Origin of the sequence: Micromonospora sp. RP3T, from assembly GCF_003027925.1 — a bacterium.
In the GTDB taxonomy this organism is placed as follows: Bacteria; Actinomycetota; Actinomycetes; order Mycobacteriales; family Micromonosporaceae; genus Micromonospora.
This window is the reverse complement of the sequence record NZ_PYPS01000006.1, coordinates 141,178-163,962: the sequence shown is the minus strand read 5'-3', so window position 1 is coordinate 163,962 and position 22,785 is coordinate 141,178. Positions and strand designations below refer to the sequence as shown.

Annotated in this window: 21 protein-coding genes and 1 pseudogene; 2 read left to right on the top strand and 20 right to left on the bottom strand. The window is 73.7% G+C overall.

Annotation, left to right across the window (positions count from 1 at the left end):
* Positions 1-45: 45 nt before the first annotated feature.
* The 7 genes from C8054_RS07700 to truB form a co-directional block, all read right to left on the bottom strand.
* Entirely contained in the window at positions 46-978 is a 933-nt protein-coding gene (locus tag C8054_RS07700) for a helix-turn-helix transcriptional regulator (protein WP_158273816.1), read from the bottom strand.
* A 105-nt stretch (positions 979-1,083) separates the two neighbouring features.
* Positions 1,084-1,857: a 4-hydroxy-tetrahydrodipicolinate reductase gene (gene dapB / locus C8054_RS07695; protein WP_107156032.1), complete on the bottom strand. Its 774-nt coding sequence runs from the start codon at positions 1,855-1,857 to the stop codon at positions 1,084-1,086.
* Positions 1,858-1,904: 47 nt separating this feature from the next.
* The gene (locus tag C8054_RS07690) at positions 1,905-3,239 is read right to left on the bottom strand and encodes a pitrilysin family protein (RefSeq protein WP_107156031.1); all 1,335 of its coding nucleotides are present in this window, start codon (positions 3,237-3,239) and stop codon (positions 1,905-1,907) included.
* A 123-nt stretch (positions 3,240-3,362) separates the two neighbouring features.
* Positions 3,363-5,747, bottom strand: a complete 2,385-nt coding sequence (locus C8054_RS07685; protein ID WP_107156030.1) for a polyribonucleotide nucleotidyltransferase — start codon at positions 5,745-5,747, stop codon at positions 3,363-3,365.
* A gap of 223 nt (positions 5,748-5,970) precedes the next feature.
* Positions 5,971-6,240: a 30S ribosomal protein S15 gene (gene rpsO / locus C8054_RS07680; RefSeq protein WP_013284678.1), complete on the bottom strand. Its 270-nt coding sequence runs from the start codon at positions 6,238-6,240 to the stop codon at positions 5,971-5,973.
* A gap of 186 nt (positions 6,241-6,426) precedes the next feature.
* Positions 6,427-7,353 carry a bifunctional riboflavin kinase/FAD synthetase gene (locus C8054_RS07675; protein ID WP_107156029.1) on the bottom strand — a complete coding sequence of 309 codons (927 nt, stop codon included), beginning with the start codon at positions 7,351-7,353 and terminating at the stop codon, positions 6,427-6,429.
* Between the two features lie 31 nt (positions 7,354-7,384).
* Positions 7,385-8,269 carry a tRNA pseudouridine(55) synthase TruB gene (truB, locus tag C8054_RS07670; RefSeq protein ID WP_107156028.1) on the bottom strand — a complete coding sequence of 295 codons (885 nt, stop codon included), beginning with the start codon at positions 8,267-8,269 and terminating at the stop codon, positions 7,385-7,387.
* Between the two features lie 107 nt (positions 8,270-8,376).
* On the opposite strand from truB, the gene C8054_RS07665 reads away from it, so the two are divergent.
* Positions 8,377-9,372, top strand: a complete 996-nt coding sequence (locus tag C8054_RS07665) for a PepSY domain-containing protein (RefSeq protein WP_107156027.1) — start codon at positions 8,377-8,379, stop codon at positions 9,370-9,372.
* Positions 9,373-9,408: 36 nt separating this feature from the next.
* Here C8054_RS07665 and C8054_RS07660 read toward each other — a convergent pair whose 3' ends face one another.
* The 13 genes and pseudogenes from C8054_RS07660 to rimP all read right to left on the bottom strand — a co-directional run bounded on the left by C8054_RS07660 (position 9,409) and on the right by rimP (position 21,997).
* Positions 9,409-10,731 carry an MATE family efflux transporter gene (locus C8054_RS07660; protein WP_107156026.1) on the bottom strand — a complete coding sequence of 441 codons (1,323 nt, stop codon included), beginning with the start codon at positions 10,729-10,731 and terminating at the stop codon, positions 9,409-9,411.
* Positions 10,732-10,773: 42 nt separating this feature from the next.
* Positions 10,774-11,289: an adenylate kinase gene (locus C8054_RS07655; RefSeq protein WP_107156025.1), complete on the bottom strand. Its 516-nt coding sequence runs from the start codon at positions 11,287-11,289 to the stop codon at positions 10,774-10,776.
* 608 nt (positions 11,290-11,897) lie between these two features.
* Positions 11,898-12,107: a DUF6186 family protein gene (locus C8054_RS07645; protein WP_199199594.1), complete on the bottom strand. Its 210-nt coding sequence runs from the start codon at positions 12,105-12,107 to the stop codon at positions 11,898-11,900.
* Entirely contained in the window at positions 12,107-12,514 is a 408-nt protein-coding gene (locus C8054_RS07640; protein WP_107156085.1) for a hypothetical protein, read from the bottom strand. The genes C8054_RS07645 and C8054_RS07640 overlap by 1 nt, the downstream gene beginning before the upstream one ends.
* Before the next feature lie 109 nt (positions 12,515-12,623).
* Positions 12,624-13,166, bottom strand: coding sequence for a hypothetical protein (locus C8054_RS07635; RefSeq protein ID WP_107156022.1), 543 nt, complete (start codon positions 13,164-13,166; stop codon positions 12,624-12,626).
* Positions 13,167-13,595: 429 nt separating this feature from the next.
* A complete protein-coding gene (locus tag C8054_RS07630; protein WP_107156084.1) occupies positions 13,596-14,636 on the bottom strand; it encodes a bifunctional oligoribonuclease/PAP phosphatase NrnA in 1,041 nt (346 codons plus the stop codon).
* 35 nt (positions 14,637-14,671) lie between these two features.
* Positions 14,672-15,181, bottom strand: a complete 510-nt coding sequence (rbfA, locus tag C8054_RS07625; protein WP_107156021.1) for a 30S ribosome-binding factor RbfA — start codon at positions 15,179-15,181, stop codon at positions 14,672-14,674.
* Between the two features lie 183 nt (positions 15,182-15,364).
* Positions 15,365-15,658 (bottom strand): DUF503 domain-containing protein, encoded by a 294-nt coding sequence (locus C8054_RS07620; RefSeq protein ID WP_107156020.1) that lies wholly within the window; start codon positions 15,656-15,658, stop codon positions 15,365-15,367.
* A 70-nt stretch (positions 15,659-15,728) separates the two neighbouring features.
* Positions 15,729-16,772 (bottom strand): TRM11 family methyltransferase, encoded by a 1,044-nt coding sequence (locus C8054_RS07615; protein WP_107156019.1) that lies wholly within the window; start codon positions 16,770-16,772, stop codon positions 15,729-15,731.
* 80 nt (positions 16,773-16,852) lie between these two features.
* The gene (gene infB / locus C8054_RS07610; protein WP_107156018.1) at positions 16,853-19,858 is read right to left on the bottom strand and encodes a translation initiation factor IF-2; all 3,006 of its coding nucleotides are present in this window, start codon (positions 19,856-19,858) and stop codon (positions 16,853-16,855) included.
* A gap of 93 nt (positions 19,859-19,951) precedes the next feature.
* Positions 19,952-20,288, bottom strand: a pseudogene (locus tag C8054_RS07605) (YlxR family protein).
* A gap of 15 nt (positions 20,289-20,303) precedes the next feature.
* Positions 20,304-21,347 (bottom strand): transcription termination factor NusA, encoded by a 1,044-nt coding sequence (gene nusA / locus C8054_RS07600; RefSeq protein WP_107156016.1) that lies wholly within the window; start codon positions 21,345-21,347, stop codon positions 20,304-20,306.
* Positions 21,344-21,997: a ribosome maturation factor RimP gene (rimP, locus tag C8054_RS07595; protein ID WP_107156015.1), complete on the bottom strand. Its 654-nt coding sequence runs from the start codon at positions 21,995-21,997 to the stop codon at positions 21,344-21,346. Before rimP ends, nusA begins: the two co-directional genes overlap by 4 nt.
* 264 nt (positions 21,998-22,261) lie before the next feature.
* Here rimP and C8054_RS07590 point away from each other — a divergent pair, with 264 nt between their 5' ends.
* Positions 22,262-22,723, top strand: coding sequence for a hypothetical protein (locus C8054_RS07590; RefSeq protein WP_199199592.1), 462 nt, complete (start codon positions 22,262-22,264; stop codon positions 22,721-22,723).
* The last annotated feature ends 62 nt before the right edge of the window (positions 22,724-22,785 follow it).

The window sequence follows — 22,785 nt, the reverse complement described above, 5'->3', positions numbered from 1 at the left end:
CCCCTTGTTATGCAGAATGCGTTAACCGGGGGCCCCTCCTTCACGTCAGTCGGTGGCGAGGGCGACGCGGTCGAGGTACGGGCGCGGGTCGCCGGCGCCGAGGTCGGTGACCCCGGCGCTGCACAGTGCGCCGATCGCCAGGGTCCGACGCACGGCGGCGAAGGTGATCACGTGACCGATGGTGCCGCCGAGCGTGTGGGTGCTCGGGGGCGTGCAGGTGGTGTCGACGAACGTGTCGGCCAGGGTGCCGTCGGCAAGCGTCCGGGCCACGAAGGCCCGCCAGTCGCGGCCGGCGACCGCGTGCCGGGCGGCCAGGCCGGTCATCGACCGGTCGCTCTCGTCGGGCCACTCGCCGCCGCGCAGCGCCGAGAGCCAGTGTTCCTCCTGCGTGACCATGGCGTTGACCAGTGAGCGGAGCGTCGGCTGCTCGTCGATGGTTTCCACGGACACGGTGACGGGCCGGTCGAGGACCTGGTCGTCGAGACCGGCGGCGCGGTCGATGATCGCGGTGAGCGTCTGGACGTGGTGGTCGACCAGGGACTGGAGCACGTTCATCGGGGTCTCCTGACGTGCGGCCGGCAGCCTCAGGCCACCGGGCGGTTGGAAGTGGACGCCGCTGGGGCAGGGCAGCTCCAGCTCGCGGAAGGTCGGCGGACGACGTCGCCGGACCGCGGTCGGGGCGAAGCCGTACGACCGACGGAAGGCACGGGTGAACGCCTCGTGCGAGCCGTACCCGGCCTCGACCGCGATGTCGAGGACGGTCCGGTCGCTGGTGACGAGCCGGTACGCCGCCCGTTCCAGGAGCAGTCGCCGGCGCAGCACGCCGGGCGGTTCGCCGGTGGCCGCGGCGACCAGCCGGTCGAAGTGGAACCGGGACAGGTGGGCCCGCGCGGCCAGGTCGACCGGGGCGACCTCCGGGTCGTCGAGCGCGGCCTGGAGCACGTCGAGGAGGCCGGTGAGTCCGTCCGTCGAGGTCATGCGCCCAGCCTGCACCCGCCGACGACCACGCCGCTTGATCGCCGTTGCGCAGCCGCACCCCAACACGCCGGCCATCAGCACGCCGGCCGGCCGGCGCGGCGGGAATCAGTCGAGCAGGGCGTCCAGGCCGACGGTCAGGCCCGGCCGGCGACCCACCTCGCGGACCGCCAGCAGCACCCCGGGCATGAACGAGGCCCGGTCGTACGAGTCGTGCCGGATGGTCAGCGTCTCACCGGTGGTGCCGAACAGCACCTCCTGGTGGGCGACCAGGCCGGTGGCGCGTACCGCGTGCACGCGTACCCCGTCGATGTCGGCGCCCCGGGCGCCGGCCACCTCGTCGCGGGTGGCGTCCGGCGCGGGACCGAGACCGGCCTCGGCGCGGGCCGCCGCGATCAGCCGCGCGGTGTGGGTGGCGGTGCCGCTCGGCGCGTCCAGCTTGCGCGGGTGGTGCTGCTCGACGATCTCGACCGACTCGAAGTGCCGGGCGGCGCGCGCCGCGAACTGCATCATCAGCACCGCGCCGATGCCGAAGTTGGGCGCGATCACCACGCCCACCGACGGCCGGTCGGCCAGCCACTCCCGCACCTGGGCGAGCCGCTGCTCGGTGAAGCCGGTGGTGCCCACCACCGCGTGGACGCCGCGCTCGACGCACCAGCGCAGGTTGTCCATGACCGCGTCGGGCGTGGTGAAGTCGACGACCACCCCGGCGCCGGCGCCGGCCACCGCGGCCAGGTCGTCGCCCTGGTCGACGGCGGCCACCAGCTCCAGGTCGGCGGCGGCGTCGACCGCCTTGCAGACCTCCAGGCCCATCCGGCCCCGGGCACCCAGCACACCGACCCGCGCCGCCTCGGCCGAGCCCTTCTCCCGCACGTCAGTCACGGGGCACAACCTATCCCAATCGGGACGCGCCCCACCCGCCGGACCGGTCAGCTGTCGACCGGGAACGCGCCGGAGTCGAACGGGCCGACCACGGCCAGCGACATCGGTCGGCCGAGCAGCTCGGCGGCGAGGTCGTTCACGTCCGCCAGCGTCACCGCGTCCACCCGGGCCAGCAGTTCGTCCACCGGCATCAGGTTGCCGTAGAGCAGCTCGCCCTTGGCCAGCCGGCTCATCCGGGAGCCGGTGTCCTCCAGCCCGAGCACGAACGAGCCCTTGCTCATCCCCTTGCCCCGGACCAGCTCGGCCTCGGTGATCCCCTCGGCGGCCACCCGGGCCAGCTCGGCGCGGGTCAGGGCCAGCACCTCGTCCACCTTGCCGGGCGCGCAGCCGGCGTAGACGGCGAACACGCCGCTGTCGGCGTACTGGCTGGCGTAGGAGTAGACCGAGTACGCGAGGCCGCGCTGCTCCCGGATCTCCTGGAACAGCCGGCTGGACATGCCGCCGCCGAGCACGTTGTTGAGCACGCCCAGGGCGAAGCGCCGCTCGTCGGTGCGGTCGATGGCGGGGCAGCCGAGCAGCACGTGCGCCTGCTCGGTCTCCTTCGGCTCGACAAGTGTGGTGGCCGACTTCGTGCGTACCGCCGGGGTGGTCGCGCGGTGCGGCGCCGGCGCGGCCGGGTCGGTGTCCAGCGGGGTGTCCCGCAGCGCCTGCCGGACCAGCTTGACCACGGCGGCGTGGTCGAGGTTGCCGGCGGCGGCGATGACGATCTGCGGCGCGGTGTACCGGCTGCGGTAGAAGTTCTGGATCTGCCGCCGGGTCATCGGCGTGACCGTCTCCTCGGTGCCGGAGATGAGCCGGCCGAGCGGGTGGTCGCCGTAGACGGCGCGGGCGAACAGGTCGTGCACCTCGTCGCCGGGCTCGTCGTCGTGCATGGCGATCTCTTCGAGGATGACGCCGCGTTCGGTCTCCACGTCGGCGGCGGCCAGTACCGAGTCGGCGACCGCGTCGCACATCACGTCGATGGCCAGCGGCAGGTCCTCGTCCAGCACCCGCGCGTAGTAGCAGGTGTATTCCTTCGTGGTGAACGCGTTGGTCTCGCCGCCCACCGCCTCGATCTCGGACGAGATCTCCAGCGCGCTGCGCTTCCTGGTGCCCTTGAAGAGCAGGTGTTCCAGGAAGTGCGCGGCGCCGGCCTGCGACCCGGTCTCGTCCCGGGAGCCGACCGCCACCCAGATGCCGAACGAGACGCTGCGCATCGCCGGGATCGCCTCGGTGAGCACCCGCAGTCCGCTGGGGAGCACGGTGCGCCGGACGGTGCCGCCGAGCGGGTCGTCGCTGAGGGTGCGGGTGACCGCCCGTGCCGCCGGGGTGGACGAACTCACGACAAACCTGCTCTCCGTGCCACGAAGGGTGGGGTGGGACGAACGACGGCTCCAGCCCGCCGTGCGACCTGGAGCCGTGGGCCGGCCCGGGTGACGCGGACGTCACCCGGGCCGGTCGGTCGATCAGCTGTGCCGGGTGCGGCGACGCGGGCGGTCGCCGCCCTCACCGCCACCCTCCGAGCGACGCTCGCCGCCGCGGTCGCCGCCGCGCTCGCCACGGTCGCCGCCGCGCTCGCCACCACGGTCACCACGCGGGCCACGGTCGCCGCCGCGGTCCCGGCCGGCCGGACGCTCGCCACCGGCGGCCTCGCCGGCGGCCGGCGCCTCGGCGCCCTCCGGACGGATCTTGTCCAGGTAGATCTTGCCGCGGGCGTCGATGTCGGCGATCTCGACCTCGACCTTGTCGCCGACGTTGAGGAAGTCCTCGACCTTGTCGACGCGCTTGCCGTCGCCCACCTTGGAGATGTGCAGCAGGCCGTCGCGGCCCGGCAGGAGCGAGATGAACGCGCCGAACGCGGCCGTCTTCACCACGGTGCCGAGGAACCGCTCCCCCACCTTCGGCAGGGTCGGGTTGGCGATGCCGTTGATCCGGTCCACCGCGGCCTGGGCCGACGGGCCGTTGGTCGCGCCGACGTAGATCGTGCCGTCGTCCTCGATGGAGATCTCGGCGCCGGTCTCGTCCTGGATCGCGTTGATGGTCTGGCCCTTCGGGCCGATCACCATGCCGATCTTGTCGACCGGGATCTTGACGGTGGTGACCCGCGGCGCGTAGTCGGACATCTCGGCCGGCGTCTCGATGGCCCGCTGCATCACGTCGAGGATGGTCTGCCGGGCCTCGTGCGCCTGCTGGAGCGCGGCGGCCAGCACGTCCGACGGGATGCCGTCGAGCTTGGTGTCGAGCTGGAGCGCGGTGACGAAGTCACGCGTGCCGGCGACCTTGAAGTCCATGTCGCCGAACGCGTCCTCGGCGCCGAGGATGTCGGTCAGCGTCACGTACTGGGTCTTGCCGTCGACCTCGTCGGAGATGAGGCCCATGGCGATGCCGGCGACCGGGGCCTTCAGCGGCACACCGGCCGAGAGCAGGCCCAGCGTCGAGGCGCAGACCGAGCCCATCGAGGTGGAGCCGTTGGAGCCGAGCGCCTCGGAGACCTGCCGGATGGCGTACGGGAACTCCTCGCGCGACGGCAGCACCGGGATCAGCGCCCGCTCGGCCAGCGCGCCGTGGCCGATCTCGCGCCGCTTCGGCGAGCCGACGCGGCCGGTCTCCCCGGTGGAGTACGGCGGGAAGTTGTAGTTGTGCATGTAGCGCTTGCGGTTCTCCGGGGACAGCGTGTCCACCATCTGCTCCATGCGGAGCATGTTCAGCGTGGTGACGCCCAGGATCTGGGTCTCGCCGCGCTCGAACAGCGCCGAGCCGTGCACCCGCGGCAGCACGCCGACCTCGGCGCTCAGCGGACGGATGTCACGCGGGCCGCGGCCGTCGATGCGGACCTGCTCGCGCAGCACCCGGTTGCGGACCTCGGACTTGGTCAGCGAGCGGAACGCGGCGGACAGCTCCTTCTCGCGGCCCTCGAAGCGGCCGGACAGCTCCTCGGCGACCTTGGCCTTGATGCGGTCCAGGGCCTCCTCGCGGTCGGCCTTGCCGGCGATCTTGAGCGCCTCGGTGACGTCGGCGCGGGCCACGTCGGCCACCGCGTCGTACGCGTCGTCGGAGTAGTCCAGGAACACCGGGAACTCGCTGACCGGCTTGGCGGCCACCTCGGCCAGCTCGCTCTGCGCCCGGCACAGCTCGCGGATGGCCGGCTTGGCGGCCTCCAGGCCGCTGGCCACGATCTCCTCGGTCGGCGCGGTGGCGCCGTCCGAGATCAGGGCCACCGCGTTCGGGGTCGCCTCGGCCTCGACCATCATGATCGCGACCTCGCCGTCGGCCAGGGTGCGACCGGCCACGACCATGTCGAAGGTGGCCCGGGCCAGCTCCTCCAGGGTCGGGAAGGCGACCCACTGGCCGTCCACGTGCGCGACCCGGGTCGCCCCGATCGGGCCGGAGAACGGCAGGCCGGAGAGCTTGGTCGACATCGAGGCGGCGTTGATGGCCACCACGTCGTACGGGTGCTGCGGGTCGAGCGCCAGCACGGTCTCGACGACCTGGACCTCGTTGCGCAGGCCCTTGACGAACGACGGGCGCAGCGGCCGGTCGATCAGCCGGCAGGTGAGGATGGCGTCCTCGCTGGGCCGGCCCTCGCGGCGGAAGAACGAGCCGGGGATCCGGCCCGCGGCGTACATCCGCTCCTCGACGTCGACGGTCAGCGGGAAGAAGTCGAACGACTCACGCGGCTGCTTGCCGGCGGTGGTGGCGGAGAGGACGACCGTCTCGCCGAGCTGGGCGACGACGGAGCCGGCGGCCTGCCTGGCCAGTCGGCCGGTGGAGAAGGTGATCTCACGGGTGCCGAAGGACCCGTTGTCGATCACGGCGGTGCGGGATTCGGTGCCGAGGTTGGTCTCGGTCATGTGCTGTGGTGCTCCTTCGCGTCGTCGGCCGACGACACGGGAACTGCTCAGGCGGCCGGTCTTCGATCGAAGCGCCCGGGTGGGCCGGCATGATGCCGGGATTCCCGGGGGCCACTACCGGAGACCGGTGCTGACCGGCTCCCTCTCGGGTCGTCGCGCGGCCGGGTTTCTTTCTGGTGGTACCGGAACGGGGGAGCGGCCGAGTGGCCACTCCCCCGTCAGCTCATCGGCGCAGGCCGAGCCGCTCGATGAGCGAGCGGTAGCGGTTGATGTCCTTCTTCTGGACGTAGTTGAGCAGCCGACGGCGCCGGCCGACCAGCAGCAGCAGCCCACGGCGGCTGTGGTGGTCGTGCTTGTGCACCTTCAGGTGCTCGGTCAGCTCCGCGATCCGCTTGGTCAGGACCGCGACCTGCACCTCCGGCGAACCGGTGTCGCCCTCGGCGGTCGCGTACTCCTGGCGGATCTTGGCCTTGGCTTCCTGGTCGAGCGCCATGTTCTCCCTGTTTCGTGGGTGGTTCGATGAGGTCTGTCGGAGCGGTCGTGGCGACCGGTGCGACGGACCGGATTCCTCGCGCCCGCGGCGTCGTGCAGGCACGCGAGGCTCCCGTCGGTCAGCCGACGTCTCCGTCAGCCTACCAGCCCCGGACCGGACCGGCCGGTCAAGGTCTCCCCTCGCGGGTCAGGACACCGCCCGTCGGGTGCGCTCCACGTCCTCGGCGATCTGGGCGACCAGCGGCTCGATCGCGTCGTACGTCCGTTGCTCGCGCAGGTGCGCCACGAAGTCCAGCGCCAGCCGCTCACCGTACAGGTCACCGGAGAAGTCCAGCGCGTACGCCTCCACCCGGCGTTCCCGGCCGGAGAACGTCGGGTTCGTGCCGATCGACACCGCCGCCACGAGCGGGTCGCCGCCGCGACGCACCAGCCGGGCCGCGTACACCCCGTCGGCGGGCACCGCCGCGTACCGGTGGGTCAGCAGGTTGGCGGTGGGGTAACCCAGCTCACGTCCGCGCTGGTCGCCGCGGACCACCACACCCTCGACCCGGTGCGGGCGGCCCAGCGCCGCCGCCGCCGCGCGCACGTCACCGGCGTCGACGCAGGAGCGGATGTACGTGGACGAGAAGACGGTGCCCGCCTCGGCGACCAGCGGGGCGTCTTCCACGCCGAAGCCGAACGTGCGGCCCAGCCGCTCCAGCAGCGCCACGTCACCGGCCGCCCGGTGCCCGAACCGGAAGTTGTCGCCGACCACGACCAGCGCGGCGTGCAGGTGCTCGGTGAGGATGTCGTGCACGAACGCCTCGGCCGGCAGCCGGGAGAACTCGGCGGTGAACGGCACCACGCAGAGCACGTCCACGCCGAGCGCCTCGATCAGCTCCGCCTTGCGGGCCGGCTCGGTGAGCACCGCCGGGTGCGACCCGGGGCGGACCACCTCGGCCGGGTGCGGGTCGAACGTCACCACCACCGACTTGACGCCCAGTTCCCGGGCGCGCGCCACGGCGTGCCCGATGGTGGCCTGGTGCCCCTGGTGCACCCCGTCGAAGACGCCGATGGTGACCACCGAACGCCCCCAGCCGCCGGGCGCCGCCTCGTACCCCCGCCACCGCTGCATGCCGTTCCTCCCCTGTCCGCCGCGCGCGCCGTCAGGCCGGGGCCAGCACGATCTCCGCGCGGGCCCGCCCGTCCCGTTCGCTGACGATAGCGATCAGCCCGCCCGCCGGATCGAAGACCGCGTACGGACCGGCGATCCCGGCCGGGGCCAGCGGCCCGCCGTGGGACAGCGTGCGGGTCTCCTCGGCGGTGGCGTCCCGGCGCGGGAAGAACCGCGCGGCGGCGGCGTCCAGCGGCAGGTTCACCACCTCCGGCGCGCGCTGTTCGAGCTGCGCCAGGGTGGCCGCCTCGGCCAGCGCGAAGCCGCCGACGGCGGTCCGACGCAGCGCGGTGAGGTGGCCGCCGACCCCGAGGGCCAGGCCCGCGTCCCGCGCGACGGCCCGGATGTACGTCCCGGACGAGCAGGTCACGTCCACGTCCACGTCCACCACGTCCGGGGTGTCCCGGCGGATGGCCAGCACGTCGAGGCGGGAGACGGTGACCCGACGGGCCGGCAGGTCCACGCTCTCCCCGTCGCGGACCCGCTTGTACGCCCGCTCTCCGTTGATCTTGATGGCGCTCACCGCGCTCGGCACCTGGTCGATCTCGCCGGTCAGCGCCGCCAGCGCGGCCCGGATCGCGTCGTCGGTCACCCCCGCCGTGGCGGTGGTGGCGATCACGTCCCCCTCGGCGTCGTCGGTGACAGTGGCCTGGCCGAGCCGGATCGTCGCGGCGTAGCTCTTGCCCGCGCCGATCACGTAGGTGAGCAGCCGGGTCGCCCGCCCCACCCCGATCACGAGCACACCGGTGGCCATCGGGTCCAGCGTGCCGCCGTGCCCGACCCGGCGGGTCCGGGCCAGCCGCCGGATGCGGGCCACCACATCGTGCGACGTCATGCCGCCGGGCTTGTCGACCACGATCAGACCGTCTGTGCTCACGCCCGCCAAGCCTGCCAGACGGCGGCGACCGACCCCGCGGGGGATACCGCCCCGGTCAGCGGAGTGTCAAGATCATGCGCCCTCGTCCCCACCGCCCCGGAAGTCCGATGACCGATCACCGCGCCACCCCCGAGCCCCACCCCGCCGACCCGCTGTCCGCGGATGCTCTGGGGCGGGTTCCCGAGTGGCTCCGCCAGGCCGCCCCGGAGGCCGAGCCCACCCGCCTCGCCCGCTGGCGCATCGGCCTGAACCGGCACTCGGGCAAGCTGCTCGGCGGCGCGGTCGCGGTGCTGCTGTTGGCCTGCGCCGGGGTGGTCACCACGGTCGGCTACCAGGGATACCGACGCTGGCAGGCGGGACCGGTGGCCCATCCGACGGTCAGCCCGCCCGGCGGCGAGCAGGCCGTCACCTCGGCGTCGCCGCCACCGACCACCGGGCCGTTCGACGGCACCCCGGCCGCCGGCTTTCCGCGGGGCGCGGCCGGGATCGCGCTGCCCCGGGCCAAGCGGACCGGCCCGTTCACCGAGAAGCAGGTGGCCGACACGCTGGCCAAGGTGCGCAGGGCGCTGGTGACCGCCCGGCTGGACCGCGCGTTCTTCAGCGCGAAGGACCCGGAGCGGCTGGTCCGCCAGTTCGCGCCGGACGCCCGGGCCGACCTGCGCCGCGACGTCCCCTCCGGCGAGGTGGGCAGCTACGCCACCCGGCTGACCCCCGGCGCCCGGCTCACCGCCGACCAGCCCCGGGTCAAGGGCCGGATCAGCTACCGGGCCACCAGGGATCCGCACGGCATCCGGATCCTGGCGGTCACCACGAACTTCGTCTGGGCGTACGCGTTCCCCACCGCGAGCACCGAGCCGGGCGACGGTGTCGTGGTGGTGCACGACACCGTGGTGTGGAGCGTGCCCCACCCGGACGACGTGCGCCGCGGCTCGCTCGGGCTCTGGCTCGAGAAGTCCGACTCGTACGCCTCCAACATCGACTGCGCGGCCTGGGACAAGGGCCTGCTCGCGCTTGGCAAGCCCGCGTTCGGCGGTCCCGTCGACCCGGATCCGGACGCGGTCTTCGACCCGGACAAGACCCTCGACCTCCCGGACACCTGCTGACGTCGGCCCGGCCGATGCCCGCCCGACGCGCGGCGGTCAGCGGACCGCGCCGACGACCGCCCAGGCGCCGGAACGCAGTCGCAGCAGCAGCGCGATCAGCCGGAGCACCACGAACAGCGTCAGCCCGGCCCAGATCCCGCCCAGCCCGAGGTCGAGGCCGTAGGCCAGCCAGATCGCCGGCAGGAACCCGCCCAGCGCGGCCACGATGGTGAGGTTGCGCAGGTAGCGCACGTCGCCGGCGCCGATCAGCACCCCGTCGAGCGCGAACACCACGCCACCGATCGGCTGGAGCGCGACCAGCCAGGGCCAGGCCACCAGGGCCTGCTCGCGTACCTGCGGATCGGAGCTGAACAACGACGGCACCCCGCCGGCGCCGGCGGCGATGAGCACCGCGAACGCCACGCCGCACACGCCGCCGAGCACTGCGACGCGGCGGGCGAGGAACCGCGCGCCGGCCGCGTCGCCGGCGCCGAGCGCGGCGCCGACCAGGGCCTGCGCGGCGATCGCGAGGGCGTCCAGCACCAGCGCGGTGAAGAACCACAGTTGTACGGCGATCTGGTGCGCGCCGACCGCGGCGGCGCCGAAGCGGGCCGCGACCGCGGTCGCCGACAGGAAGCTCGCCTGGAAGGCGACGCCCCGGACGAGCAGGTCGCGGCTGAGCACCAACTGCTGCCCGATGGTGCGGGGCCGGGGCCGCAGGGAGACCCGCTCGCGGACCAGCGCCGCCGCGAAGAGGACGCCGGAGAGCGTCTGCGCCACCGCGTTCGCCACCGCGGAGCCGACCAGGCCGAGCCCGGCCGGGTAGACAAGCAGCGGGCAGAGCAGCGCGGAGAGCAGGTTGGGGGCGAGCACGAACAGCAGCGGCCGGCGGGTGTCCTGGATACCGCGCAGCCAGCCGTTGCCGGCGGCGGCGAGCAGCAGGCCGGGGGCACCGAGCGCCGCGACCCGCAGCCAACCGGCGGCGGCGTCGGCCACCTCGCCGGGACCGCCCACGAGGGTACGCGCCAACGCGCCCCCGCCGATGCCGATGGCGACCGCCACCAGCACACCGGCGGTCAGCGCGAGCCAGGACGCCTGGACGCCCTCGGCCACCGCGGCGGCCCGGTCCCCCGCACCGAACCGGCGGGCCGACCGCCCCGTGGTGCCGTACGCGACGACGGTGCCGATCCAGGCGGTCAGTGTCATGACCGTGCCGCCGACGGCGAGCGCGGCGAGCGGCACCCGCCCGAGATGGCCGACCACCGCGGTGTCGACGAGCACGTAGAGCGGCTCGGCGGCCAGCACCACCAGCGCGGGCAGGGCGAGCGCGGCGATCCGCCGGGGCGTGGCGGCGGAGGCGGGGGCGGCAGTCGTGCTCATCGCCGCCGATCCTGGCACGCGCTCGGTAAGGAACGCAACCCGCTAGGACCGCTTACCCATCCCGGCCAGGAAGCGAGCCACGTCCCGCCGGCCGCGCAGCCGACGCACCGGCAGGTTCGGGGCGTACGCGGCGACGGCCGCCAACACCCGGGGGCGGGAGTGGCGCGGATAGCGCCAGACGTAGCGCAGGAATTCGAGGTCGACGCGCTCCGGGCAGCCCTCGGGAAGATCGGGTCGGGGCTCGGCGCGGTGGGCCCAGCGGCGACGCGTCACCCGGGCCAGGCACCGCAACCGGTGCGGGTCACAGAGCACCAGCAGGTCGGCGTGGGGCAGCCGGAGGTCGAGGGTGCTGGCGTAGTTGCCGTCCATCACCCAGGCCGGGCGGGCAGCCAGCGCGGCCACCTCGGCGCGGAACTCGGCGCCGGTCGAAGCGACCCAGCCGGGCCGCCAGTAGTGACGGTCGAGGTGGATCAGCGGGAGGTCGAGTCGCCGGGCCAGTTCACCGGCGAGGGTGCTCTTGCCGGCACCCGAGCTGCCGACGACGAGGATGCGGCGCACCGGGTGACGGTAGCGCTGTCGTTCCACCGCGCGGCGGCCCCGCCCGGCGGCGGGGGTGGGCGCGGGCTCCGGTCCGGTGTCGCGGGCGCGGCGACCGGTGCGGCGGTGACGCTGGCGGTGGGGCCGGTCACGGTGTCGCGGGGCCCCGGCCGGCCGGCGTCACCGCCGGACGGCCTGCGTCACTGACGGGTGTCCATCGAGGTCTGCAACGCGCGACGCATCTGCTCACGCGCCTCGTCGTTGGTGGTCTCGGTCTGCGGCTTGCGCTTGCTCGGCATGGCATGTCCTTCCAGGGTGCGGACCACCGAGGCACGGCGGCCCTGCGGGCGTCCGACGCCCCGTCGTCGACGACGCGACGACCGTCGCGCCGCGACCGGAGTCGTCGGCCTGCTGCGCGCCGGGCAGCGGTCCGGGATCACCGGAGCGGCTCGCCTGGCAGCGTGAGCCCGGGTCGGTCTGACCCTGGAGGGAGGTAGCGCCGGGTGCGGCACCACCCCCCGTGACCAGCGCCGCGAAGCGCCGGTCCCGCACCCAAATTAACGTTCACTTTCCAGATAGTGCCCACTGTTCCCGCGATGCGGACAGCCGACCCCGTTTCCGGCGGCGTCTCAGCGGGCGAGAAAGTGCCAGCCCAGCCACCACCAGAAGCCGAACAGACCGATCCGGCCCACCGGCACCGGCCCGACCTCGTACCGCATGACGAAGGCGCAGACGTCCGCCAGGGACGGCACCCGGGAACCCTCCCGACGGGCGGCCCACTCGACGACCGCGAACAGCAACAGGGCGGTCAGGAAGCCGCCGATGGCCAACGCGCGCATCATCGGCGGACCAGTCCCCAGAACGCGGCCAGCCAGGCGAACCAGGCCCCCGAGCGGGCCAGGTGATCCTCGAGCAGCGGATCGGCCAGCCGGGAGAAGGTGGGGAAGTCGTCGCCCACTGACAGCACGAATGTCGCCCCCTCGAAGACCCCGAAGACGGTGACCGGCAGCAGCCACCACAGCGCGGCCGACGGCAGCCGCCGCGGCGCCGGGCGTCGGGGCACCCGGTTGCTCAGACCGACCCAGATCAACCCCCCGCCGGTGCCGAGAATGTAGAGGTTCGCCACCGTCGAGAACGACGGCAGTTGGCCACCGACCAGGGAGAGGCAGATCAACACCGGTACGGAGACGACCGGCCGATCCCAGACCCGGGGCGCCTCGACGGTGAGCTCACGGGGGTGATCCATCATCCGATTGTCCCCAGCGTGACGTAGCGCGGGAAGACCGGCACGCCTCGTGTCTGCGGGGAAACGCCGAAGGCCGGCACCCTCGGCGGGTGCCGGCCCTCGCGCCGTCTTACTTGGTCCAGTGCTTGTTGACGAGATCGGTGGCCTGCTTCTCCCACTGGGCGTACGCGTCCGGGTAGGCCGACACCTGCACCGTCTGCGCCGCCTTGGTCAGCGGCATGTCCTGCCAGCCGTCGACCTGCTTCAGCCCCTTCAGGAACGCCAGCGTCGAGTACTCCGGGTCGGTGATCTGCTCCGGCGTGCCCCAACCCGAGGAGGGGCGCTGCTGGAACAGGCCCAGCGAGTCGTGGTCGTTGCGGTCGCCGAGGTGGCCCAGGTTCTCCAGCTTCGACTCCTGCAACGCGGTCGCGATCGAGATGACCGCGGCCCGCTCCGGCAGCCCGGCCTTCTTCGTCGCCGCGATGATCGCCTTGACGTTGGCCGTCTGCTCGTCGTTCAGGTTGATCGTGGACTGCTCGCCCTGCACGGCGACGACCGGCTTCGCCACATGGGCGGAGGCGTCGGCGTGCGCGGCGATCGGACCGGCGAACACACCACCGGTGAACGCCAGACCAGCAATACCCAGCACACTCTTACGCAGCATCGTGTTCATCAGAAAGGCTCCATTCGGGGGTCAACGCACCGGGGGGTGCGGGCACCGTCAGGCGCACAAAGAAGTTCTCGGGGGTTCCGGCTGCTCGCGGGGCGGGGGCCTCGACGCGGCGCCGGAAGACTGTGCAACGACCGGGACCCCACCGTCATTCCCAGGGGGCGGGCGGGCGCTTGCCTTCCTCGGCCGTGCACCGGGATACAACGCCGCGACCCCGTCGACGATTCCGCCGCGAGCGTGCCGCCCACCACCCCGGAACCGGACATCCCACCCCAGGCGGGCACGCCCCGACACCCCGGTCGCCGATCTGGCAGTTACGGACCGCCCATTCGGTACGAAACCGACGTTCCAGGGGCGGCAAACGCAAGATCGACGCAGGGAAGGTCAGGGGTGGGGTGGGGGTGGGGGTGGCGGGGCTGCGGGACGGAGTGGTCAGGCGGGTGGGGTGGTCAGCACGGCGGGGGTGAGTGCGGCACGGATGCTCCCGATCACGTCGTCGAGCGGGCCCCGACCGGTGAAACCGGCCGCGAAGCGATGCCCGCCGCCGCCCAGGCCGACCGCCACCCGGCTCACGTCCACCGCGCCCTTGCTGCGCAGCGAGACCGCCCACTCGGCGTCCGAGGACTGCTTCACCACGCAGCTCACGTCCGCCTCGGCGGTGCAGCGGACCGAGTCGATGAGCGCCTCCAACACGTACGCCGGCTGGTCGTGGCGGACCAGGTCGTCACGGGTGGCGTACGTCCAGACCAGGCCGTGCCCGTCGGCGGCGGTGGGTTCCAGCATGGCCCGGCCGAGCACCTCGCCGAAGAGGCGGACGGCGCCGAACGGGCGGGTGTCGAAGACCTGCCGGGAGATGTCCCCGGGGCGGATGCCGGTGGCCAGCAGCCGCGCGGCCATCTCGTGCACGGCGGGGGTGGTCGCCTCGAACCGGAACGAGCCGGTGTCGGTGGTCAGTGCCACGTAGAGCCCGGTCGCCGTGGCCGCGTCCAGCGGGACGCCGAGCCGGTCCAGCAGCCCCAGCGCCACCACGGAGGTGGCCGCCGCGTGCGGGTCCACCAGGTTGACGTCGCCGAAGCCGGTGTTCGAGGCGTGGTGGTCCAGCACCAGCGAGGTGCCCGCACCGCCCAGCCGGTCGGCCAGGTCACCGAGCCGGGACTCGCTCGCCGCGTCGAAGCAGATCACCAGGTCCGGTGCCGGGTCCGCGTCGTCCTGCGGCACCAGCATCTCGACGCCGGGCAGCCAGCGGAACGGCTCCGGCACGCCGGCCGGCCCGGGGAACGTCGCCTGGAGGTGGCGTACCCCGAGTCGGCGCAGGCCCAACGCGAAGCCGAGCATGCTGCCGAGCGCGTCCCCGTCCGGGTTGACGTGGCAGATCAGCAGCACCCGCGCGTCCGGGTGGAGGCCCCGCACCGCCGCGACGGCGGCCGCCCAGTCGGCGTCGGTGGGACCGGCGGGGGCCGGCGCGCCGCTCACGGCGGTGACCGGCCCGCCGCCCGGGACGGCCTCGGTCACCGGCGGTCGCCGCCGCGCGGCGCGTCGTCCGCCGGGGAGTCACCCTCGGCGTCGTCCGCCGGGGAGTCGCCTTCCGCGTCGGCGTCGTCCTCCTCGACGCGGTACGGCTGGGCGTCGCCCGCGTACGCGGCCTTGGCGGCCAGCCGCTGCACCTCGGCGTCGGCGGAGCGGGCGGCGGTGAGCAGGTCGTCGATGTGCTTGACCTGGTTCTGCACGTCGTCGAGCACGAAGGTGAGCGTCGGCGAGTGCCGCAGGCCGAGTGCCTTGCCGACGGTGCTGCGCAGCATGCCCTTGGCGCTCTCCAGCGCGGCGGCGGTGCTCGCCTGGGCCGCCGCGTCACCGAGCACGGTGTAGAAGACGGTGGCGTCGCGCAGGTCGGCGGTGATCCGGGCGTCGGTGATCGTGATCATGCCGAGCCGGGGATCCTTGATCTGGCTCCGCACCACCGACGCGACCAGTTCGCGGACGCGCTCCGCGTGCCGGCGTACCTTGGCCGGATCCGACATGTCCCCCACCTCCAGATCACTGTCACCTCCGACTCCGGATCGCGTCGCGACCGGGAGCCGCCGGCCGGAGACGGACGGCGCCGGGCGCCGCCGGGTCCGACCGCCCAACGTCGAAGAACATTACCCGCGCCCCGCCGGGCGACGCGCGGCGCGGCCGGGCCGCCGTACGCCACGCGGGCCGGGTCAGTCGTCCGCGCCATGCAGGCGGCGGCGCACCGACAGCAGTTCGGTCTCCGGGCGGGCGGCGACCATCCGTTCGCAGGAGTCGAGCACCTCGCGGACGTGGGCCGGCTCGGCGGCCACCACGGCCACCCCGATCTCGGCCCGGCCGTGCAGGTCGAGCGCGCCGACCTCGGCGACCGAGACCTCGAACTTGCGCAGCGCGGCGACGATCGGCCGGACGTAGGACCGCTTGGCCTTCAGGGACCGGGAGTCACCCGGCAGCAACAGGTCGAACAGCGCGGTTCCGGTATACACGGCGAGCAACGGTACGCGCCGGGACGCCGCCGGTCACCCGGATAAGACAGGGCCACCGCCGGTCACCCGGTCATGGCGCGACCGCCACGAGCACGTCCCGCTCGATGGCCTGGTCGACCCGGTGGGCCAGATCCCGCCAGCCAGGCCCGTCGACGACGCGCAGGCCGGCGTCGGTCAGCACCGCCTCGGCCGCCGCGCGCGGCGCCACGTGGGTGTTCCAGGACAGCCCCAGCGCGCCGCCCGGCCGCAGCAGCTCCCGCCACACCGGTACGGCGGCGGTGAGCAGCTCCAGCGGGCTGCGGGACAGGCCCTGGCCGGTGCGGCTGCCGTGCGCCACCCCGTACGGCGTGTCGGTGACGAGCACGTCGGCGCAGCGGGGACGCAGCACCTCGCGGGCCCGGGTGGTGTCGGTGTTCAGCACGACGATCCGCTGGGTGGCACCGGCCCGGTGCGCGTCCTTCGAGGGCGAGAGCACCGCCTCGAAGCGGCGGGCGACCAGCTTGCGGTCCCGGCGCACCGACGTGGTCTCCGCCGTGTGCTTGAGCCGCTTGCGGCGCAGCCAGGTACGCAGGAACGTCGCGTACGCCTCCACGTCCTGGCTGTCGCGTTCGACGCCGATGCCGTCGTGGCCGTACATGAGCGCCTGGTTGAGCGTGGTGCCCCGGCCGCAGAGCGGGTCCAGCACCACCAGCCCGCCGTCGAGCATCCGGGGCGCGGCGGCGGAGGCGAGCAGCGTGACGTTGAGCAGGAGCCGGGTGAACTGCTCGTTGGTCTTGCCGGCGTACTTGGGGATGGTGATCAGGTCCGAGTCGTACCGGGCCAGCGGATGCAGCGGCACCGGTCGGAGCAGGTCGTCACCGACCCGCTCGAAGAGCGCGTACGCCGCCGACAGGTTCGCCAGGTGGGCCAGGTCCCGCGCGCCGAGGCCGGGTGCGGGCGCGGTGAACGTCAGGTACTCCACTCCGCCGATGCGGGTGACCTCCGCGTCGGACGGCGGCGCGTCGAGCACGCCCGAGCCGGCGAACACGGCCAGTTCGGCGCGGGCCAGCCGGGCGGCCGCGTCGGCGTAGACGCGGTTGGCGGAGGGGGCGAGGAGCAGTGCGTACCCGATCACGCCGGAGATTGTCTCAGCCTGCGGAAACGGCGACGGCCGGGGCCCGAAGGCCCCGGCCGTCGACCGGTCGTGCACACCACTCAGGCGCGCGGCTTCTCCCGCATCTCGAAGGTCTCGATGATGTCGCCGACCTGGACGTTGTTGTAACCGCCCAGCGTCAGACCACACTCGAAGCCTTCGCGGACCTCGGTCGCGTCGTCCTTGAACCGCTTCAGCGAGCTGATCGTGAGGTTGTCCGCCACGACCGACCCGTCCCGCAGCAGCCGCGCCTTGGCGTTGCGGCGGATGAGGCCGGACCGGACGATACAGCCGGAGATGTTGCCGATCTTGGACGAGCGGAAGACGTCGCGGATCTCCGCGGTGCCCAGCTCGACCTCCTCGTACTCCGGCTTGAGCAGCCCCTTGAGCGCGGCGTCGATCTCCTCGATGGCCTGGTAGATGACCGTGTAGTACCGGATCTCCACGCCCTCGCGGTCGGCGATCTCGCGGACCTTGTTGGCGGCCCGCACGTTGAAGCCGATGATCGTGACCGCCTCGGACGAGGCGCTCGCGAGCATGACGTCGCTCTCGGTGATCGCGCCCACGCCCCGGTGGATGATCCGAAGCTGGACCTCCTCGGGGATGTCGAGGTTGAACAGCGCGTCCTCGAGCGCCTCCACGGAACCGGAGACGTCGCCCTTGAGCACCAGGTTGAGCGAGGTCTTCTCGCCCTCCTTGAGCTGCTCCATGAGCGTCTCGAGGGTGGCCCGGCCACGGGAGTTGGCGAACGACGCCGCCCGCCGCCGTGCCTGCCGCTGCTCGGCGATCTGCCGCACGGTGCGGTCGTCCTCGGCGGCCAGGAAGGTGTCACCCGCACCCGGCACCGTGGTCAGACCCAGCACCATGACCGGACGCGCCGGCCCGGCCGTGTCGACCGGCTTGCCGTTCTCGTCCAGCATGGCCCGCACCCGGCCGTGCGCCCCACCGGCGACGATGGAGTCACCCGCCCGCAGCGTGCCCTTCTGCACCAGCACGGTCGCCACCGCGCCGCGGCCCTTGTCCAGGTGCGCCTCGATGGCCACACCCTGCGCCGGCCCGTCGATCGGAGCGGTCAGCTCCAGCGACGCGTCGGCGGTCAGCAGGACGGCCTCGAGCAGCTCCTCGATGCCGATACCGGGCTTGGCGGCCACGTTGACGAACATGGTGTCGCCGCCGTACTCCTCGGCGACCAGGCCGTACTCGGTCAGCTGCTGGCGAACCTTGTCCGGGTTCGCCTCCGGCTTGTCGACCTTGTTGACCGCGACCACGATCGGCACGTCCGCCGCCTTGGCGTGGTTGAGCGCCTCGATGGTCTGCGGCATCACGCCGTCGTCGGCCGCCACCACCAGGATCACGATGTCCGTCACCTGGGCACCACGGGCACGCATGGCGGTGAACGCCTCGTGACCCGGGGTGTCGATGAAGGTCACCGCGCGGTCCTCGCCCTCGTGCGGGACGTGGACCTGGTAGGCGCCGATGTGCTGGGTGATGCCACCCGCCTCGCCGGCGACGACGTTCGCCTTGCGGATCGCGTCGAGCAGCTTGGTCTTACCGTGGTCGACGTGACCCATGACGGTCACCACCGGCGCACGGCTGACCAGGCGGTCCGCCGCGACCTCGGCGTCGAGGTCGATGTTGAACTGCGCGAGCAGCTCGCGGTCCTCGTCCTCCGGGCTGACGATCTGCACGTCGAAGCCGAGGTGCTCACCCAGCAGCAGCAGGGTCTCGTCGGAGCAGGACTGGGTCGCCGTCACCATCTCGCCCAGGTTGAACATCTCCTGGACCAGCGAACCCGGATTGGCGTTGATCTTGTCGGCGAAGTCCGACAGCGAGGCGCCACGGGACAACCGGACGACCTGACCCTGACCGCGGGGCGCACCCGAGGACATGGTCGGGGCCGACAGGTTGTCGAACTCCTGTCTGCGCTGCTTCTTGGACTTGCGACCGCGGGTCGGCCGACCGCCGGGACGCCCGAAGGCACCCGCCGCGCCACCGCCACGGCCGCGACCGCCGCCACCCGGACGGCCACCGCCGCCACCGGGACGGAAACCGCCACCGGGCGCGCCGCCACCGCCGCCGGCGCCGCCGCCGGGACCGCCACGGAAGCCACCGCCACCGCCGCCGCCACCGGGGCCGCCGCGGTAACCACCGCCACCGCCGCCGCCACCGGGACCGCCGCGGAAGCCGCCGCCGCCGCCGGGACGACCCGCGCCGCCGCCGGGGCCGCCACGACCGCCACCGGGACCGCCGGGGCGACCGGTGGTCGGACGCTGGCTCGGCATGGACGCCGGACTCGGCCGCGGCGGCATGGACGCCGGGCTGGGCCGCGGCGGCATGCCGGCCGGGCTGGGACGGGGACCGCCCGCACCGGCGGCCGGGGGACGCTGCTGGCCGCCCTGGATGCCGAACGGGTTGTTGCCGGCGCCACGCGCCGGCGGGCGACCGCCCGGCCGGGCACCGGGGCCCTGACCCTGACCCGGACCGCTGGGACGCGCGGCCGGGGAACCCGGACGCGGCGGCATGGCGTTCGGGCCGGGACGCGGGCCGGGACGGGGACCGCCCTCGGCCGGGGGCTCCCGGCGGGGGGTCTCGCGCTGCTGCTGGCGGGCGGCCTGGGCGGCCTTGACCGCGGCCTCCTGCTCAGCCTTCAGCGCGGCGGCACGTGCCTCCGCGGCCGCCACTTCGATGTCGTGCGCGCTCGCCGGCTTGGCGACCGGGGTCGCCGGCTGCGGCGGGCCGGGGACCGGGCCCTTGGGCCGCGGTCCAGGGGTCGGCGCGGCCGGCCGCCGAGGCGGCATCGGACGGGCCGAGACCCGGGGGGCACCCGGGGTCGGGGTGGGCGTGGGGGTCGGTGCCGGGCCGCTGGACGCGGCAGCCGGCGGGGCGGCGGGCGCCGGCGAACCGGCGGACGCCACGAACGCGTTCCGCAGCCGTCGGGCGACAGGCGCCTCGACGGTGCTGGAGGCGGACTTCACGAACTCGCCCATCTCCTTGAGCTTGGCGAGAACGGTCTTGCTTTCGACCCCGAGCTCCTTGGCAAGCTCGTGTACGCGGGCCTTTCCTGCCACTGCACTCCTCACTCCGAGGTCGTGCGGGCAGCACCCGCAACAACCTCACTCGTGCACTTGAAGCCTGGTCATTTCTGCGACTTCATCGTGTGCTCATGTCGGTCGTCCTACCTTGCTAGCGACCCGCGACCGGTCGGGTTTGACCGCTCGTCGGGGGTTGCGCGTCGACGTGCTCGGCAAGCGCGCCGTGGTCGGGGACCCCGGCGACCCGCAGTGCCCGCCCGAAGGCGCGGCGCCGCACCGCCTGCGCGAAGCAGGCCGGATTGGGGTGCATGTTCGCTCCCCGACCCGGCAGTCTGCGGGCCGGATCGGGCCGGAGACTGGTCTGACCAGCCTCGTCACCGACCGCGACGACCCGCAACAACTCGCTGGCCGGCGCTCGTTTCCGGCAGCCCACACAGGTGCGCTCCGGCAGCTCGCGTCGTGCCACTGAGAAAGTCTACCCCTAGCTGCTCGAGATCGCGCCGCCCGGCTCCGGTACGTGAGCGGCTCCGCTGCGGCCGGCGGTGCCGGAGGACTCCGCGTCGGAGCGGATGTCGATGCGCCAACCGGTCAACCGGGCCGCCAGGCGGGCGTTCTGACCTTCCCGGCCGATCGCGAGCGAGAGCTGGAAATCCGGCACGGTGACCCGGGCGGCGCGGCTGGCCAGGTCGACCACCTCGACCCGCAGGGCCTTGGCCGGCGACAGCGCGTTGCCGACGAAGGTGGCCGGGTCGTCCGACCAGTCGATGATGTCGATCTTCTCGCCGTGCAGCTCGCTCATCACCGCGCGGACCCGCTGGCCCATCGGGCCGATGCAGGCGCCCTTGGCGTTCACGCCGGGCGTGGTGGAGCGTACGGCGATCTTCGTGCGGTGACCTGCCTCACGTGCGATCGCGCCGATCTCCACCGTGCCGTCGGCGATCTCCGGCACCTCCAGCGCGAAGAGCTTCTTCACCAGCGCCGGGTGCGACCGGGACAGCGTGATCTGCGGCCCGCGCATGCCCTTGGCGACGTGCACGACGATGCAGCGGATCCGCTCGCCGTGCTGCGGGTCCTCGCCCGGCACCTGCTCGGACTGCGGCAGCACGCCTTCCAGCTTGCCCAGGTCGACGCTGATGATGCCCTTCTCCTTGCGGGCCTCGTGCGCCTGCACCACGCCGGTGACCAGGTCGCCGTCGCGACCCGCGTACTCGCCGAAGTGCACCTCGTCGGTGGCCTCCCGCAGCCGCTGGAGGATCACCTGCTTGGCGGTCATCGCGGCGATCCGGCCGAAGTCGTGCGGGGTGTCGTCCCACTCCCGGGCGACCGTGCCGTCGTCGTCCATCTCCTGGGCGTAGACCGAGGCGGCCCCGCTCTTACGGTCGATCTCCACCCGGGCGTGCGGCTCGGCGCCGTCGGTGTGCCGGTACGCGGTCAGCAGCGCGGTCTCGATCGCCGCGAGGATCGTGTCGAACGGGATCTCCCGCTCGCGCTCCAGGGCGCGCAGCGCCGCGAGGTCGATGTTCACCTCTCCTCGTCCTCCAGATCTTCGTCGTCGGTGTCGGTGTCGTCGTCGAGGTCGGCGTCGGCCAGGTCGTCCAGGCGGGAGAACTCCACCTGGACCCGGCCGGGCCCGAGCTCGGCGTACGGATGGGCGGCGGAGCCGGCGTCGGTCTCCAGCGTCACGCGCTCGTCGTCGGCGGCCGTGACCCGGCCGGTGAGCTGCCGGTCCCCGGCGTCGCCGCGGACGGTGACCTTGACCAGCCGGCCGACGTTGCGCCGCCAGTGTCGGGGCAGGGTGAGCGGGCGGTCCACGCCCGGCGAGCTGACCTCGAGCTGGTACTCGCCGGCGACGATGTCGCCGCCGGCCTCATCGGCGGCGTCCAGCGCGGTGGAGACGGCCCGGGAGACGTCCGCGACGGCGTCCAGGTTGATCCCGCCGTCGGCGTCCACGATCACCCGGACCACGTGCCGGCGCCCGGCCCGGGAGACGGAGAGATCCTCCAGGTCGTAGCCGGCGGCGGTGACCACCGGCTCGATCACCTCGCGCAGCCGGGCCCGGCGGGCGGCCAGATCGCCTCGGGGTGCGCCGCTCCGCTCCGGACCGCGCGGGCCGTCGGACCGGCGGGGCCGCCCGGCGGGCCCGGACGACCGGGTGGCACGGCCACGCTGCGTCATTCCGCGCACCTCTCTGCTGTTGCCACGGCCCGTCGGGGCCGGGTTCGTCCGGGCCGGCGTGCGCGGTCGACCCGCAATGCCGGCACGCCACCGGGGCGTTCGCGCCCGGTGGCTGCGCAGAGCGTAACGCCTGGGCCGGGTGGCGGACCGGGCGGCGCACCGACGACCCTGCCCCACGGGGTGGCGGGGATGGTGTTGACTTGTCCGGTGGGGATCGGCAGAACACCATCCGACCAGGGCGGAGCGGGGCATTCCCGGCGTCGCCTGCTGCGTGCCGGCGCGCTCGTGGCGCTCGGTGGCGCGGCCGCGCCGCTGACTGGTTGTGATCCTTTCGACCGCGACGACGAGCCACCGCCGCCGGACGCACTGGAGCCGCTGGCGGCCGAGGCGCTCGCGTTGGAGGCACGGCACCGGGCCGCCGCCTCGACCGCGCCGACGCTGGCCGCGCGGCTCACCCCGATCGCCGACGCGCACCGGGCGCACGCCGACGAGCTGCGGCGGGTGATCGGCCGGCCGGCGCCCTCGGGCCCGGCCACCGGCCCGACCGGCCCGGCGTCCGGGGCACCGGCCGACGCTCCGGACGCCGTGCTCGCCGAGCTGCGCCGCGCCGAGCAGCAGGGCCACGCGAACGCCGCCAAGGCCGGCGCGACCGCGCCCGCCGACCGGGCGGCGCTGCTCGGCTCGATCGCCGCGGCCCGGGCCACCCACGTGGAGGCGCTGGCATGAGCGAACGCACCGAGCGCAGCGAGGGCCGTGAGCACATGCCCGGCCAGCACCGCATGAGCGAA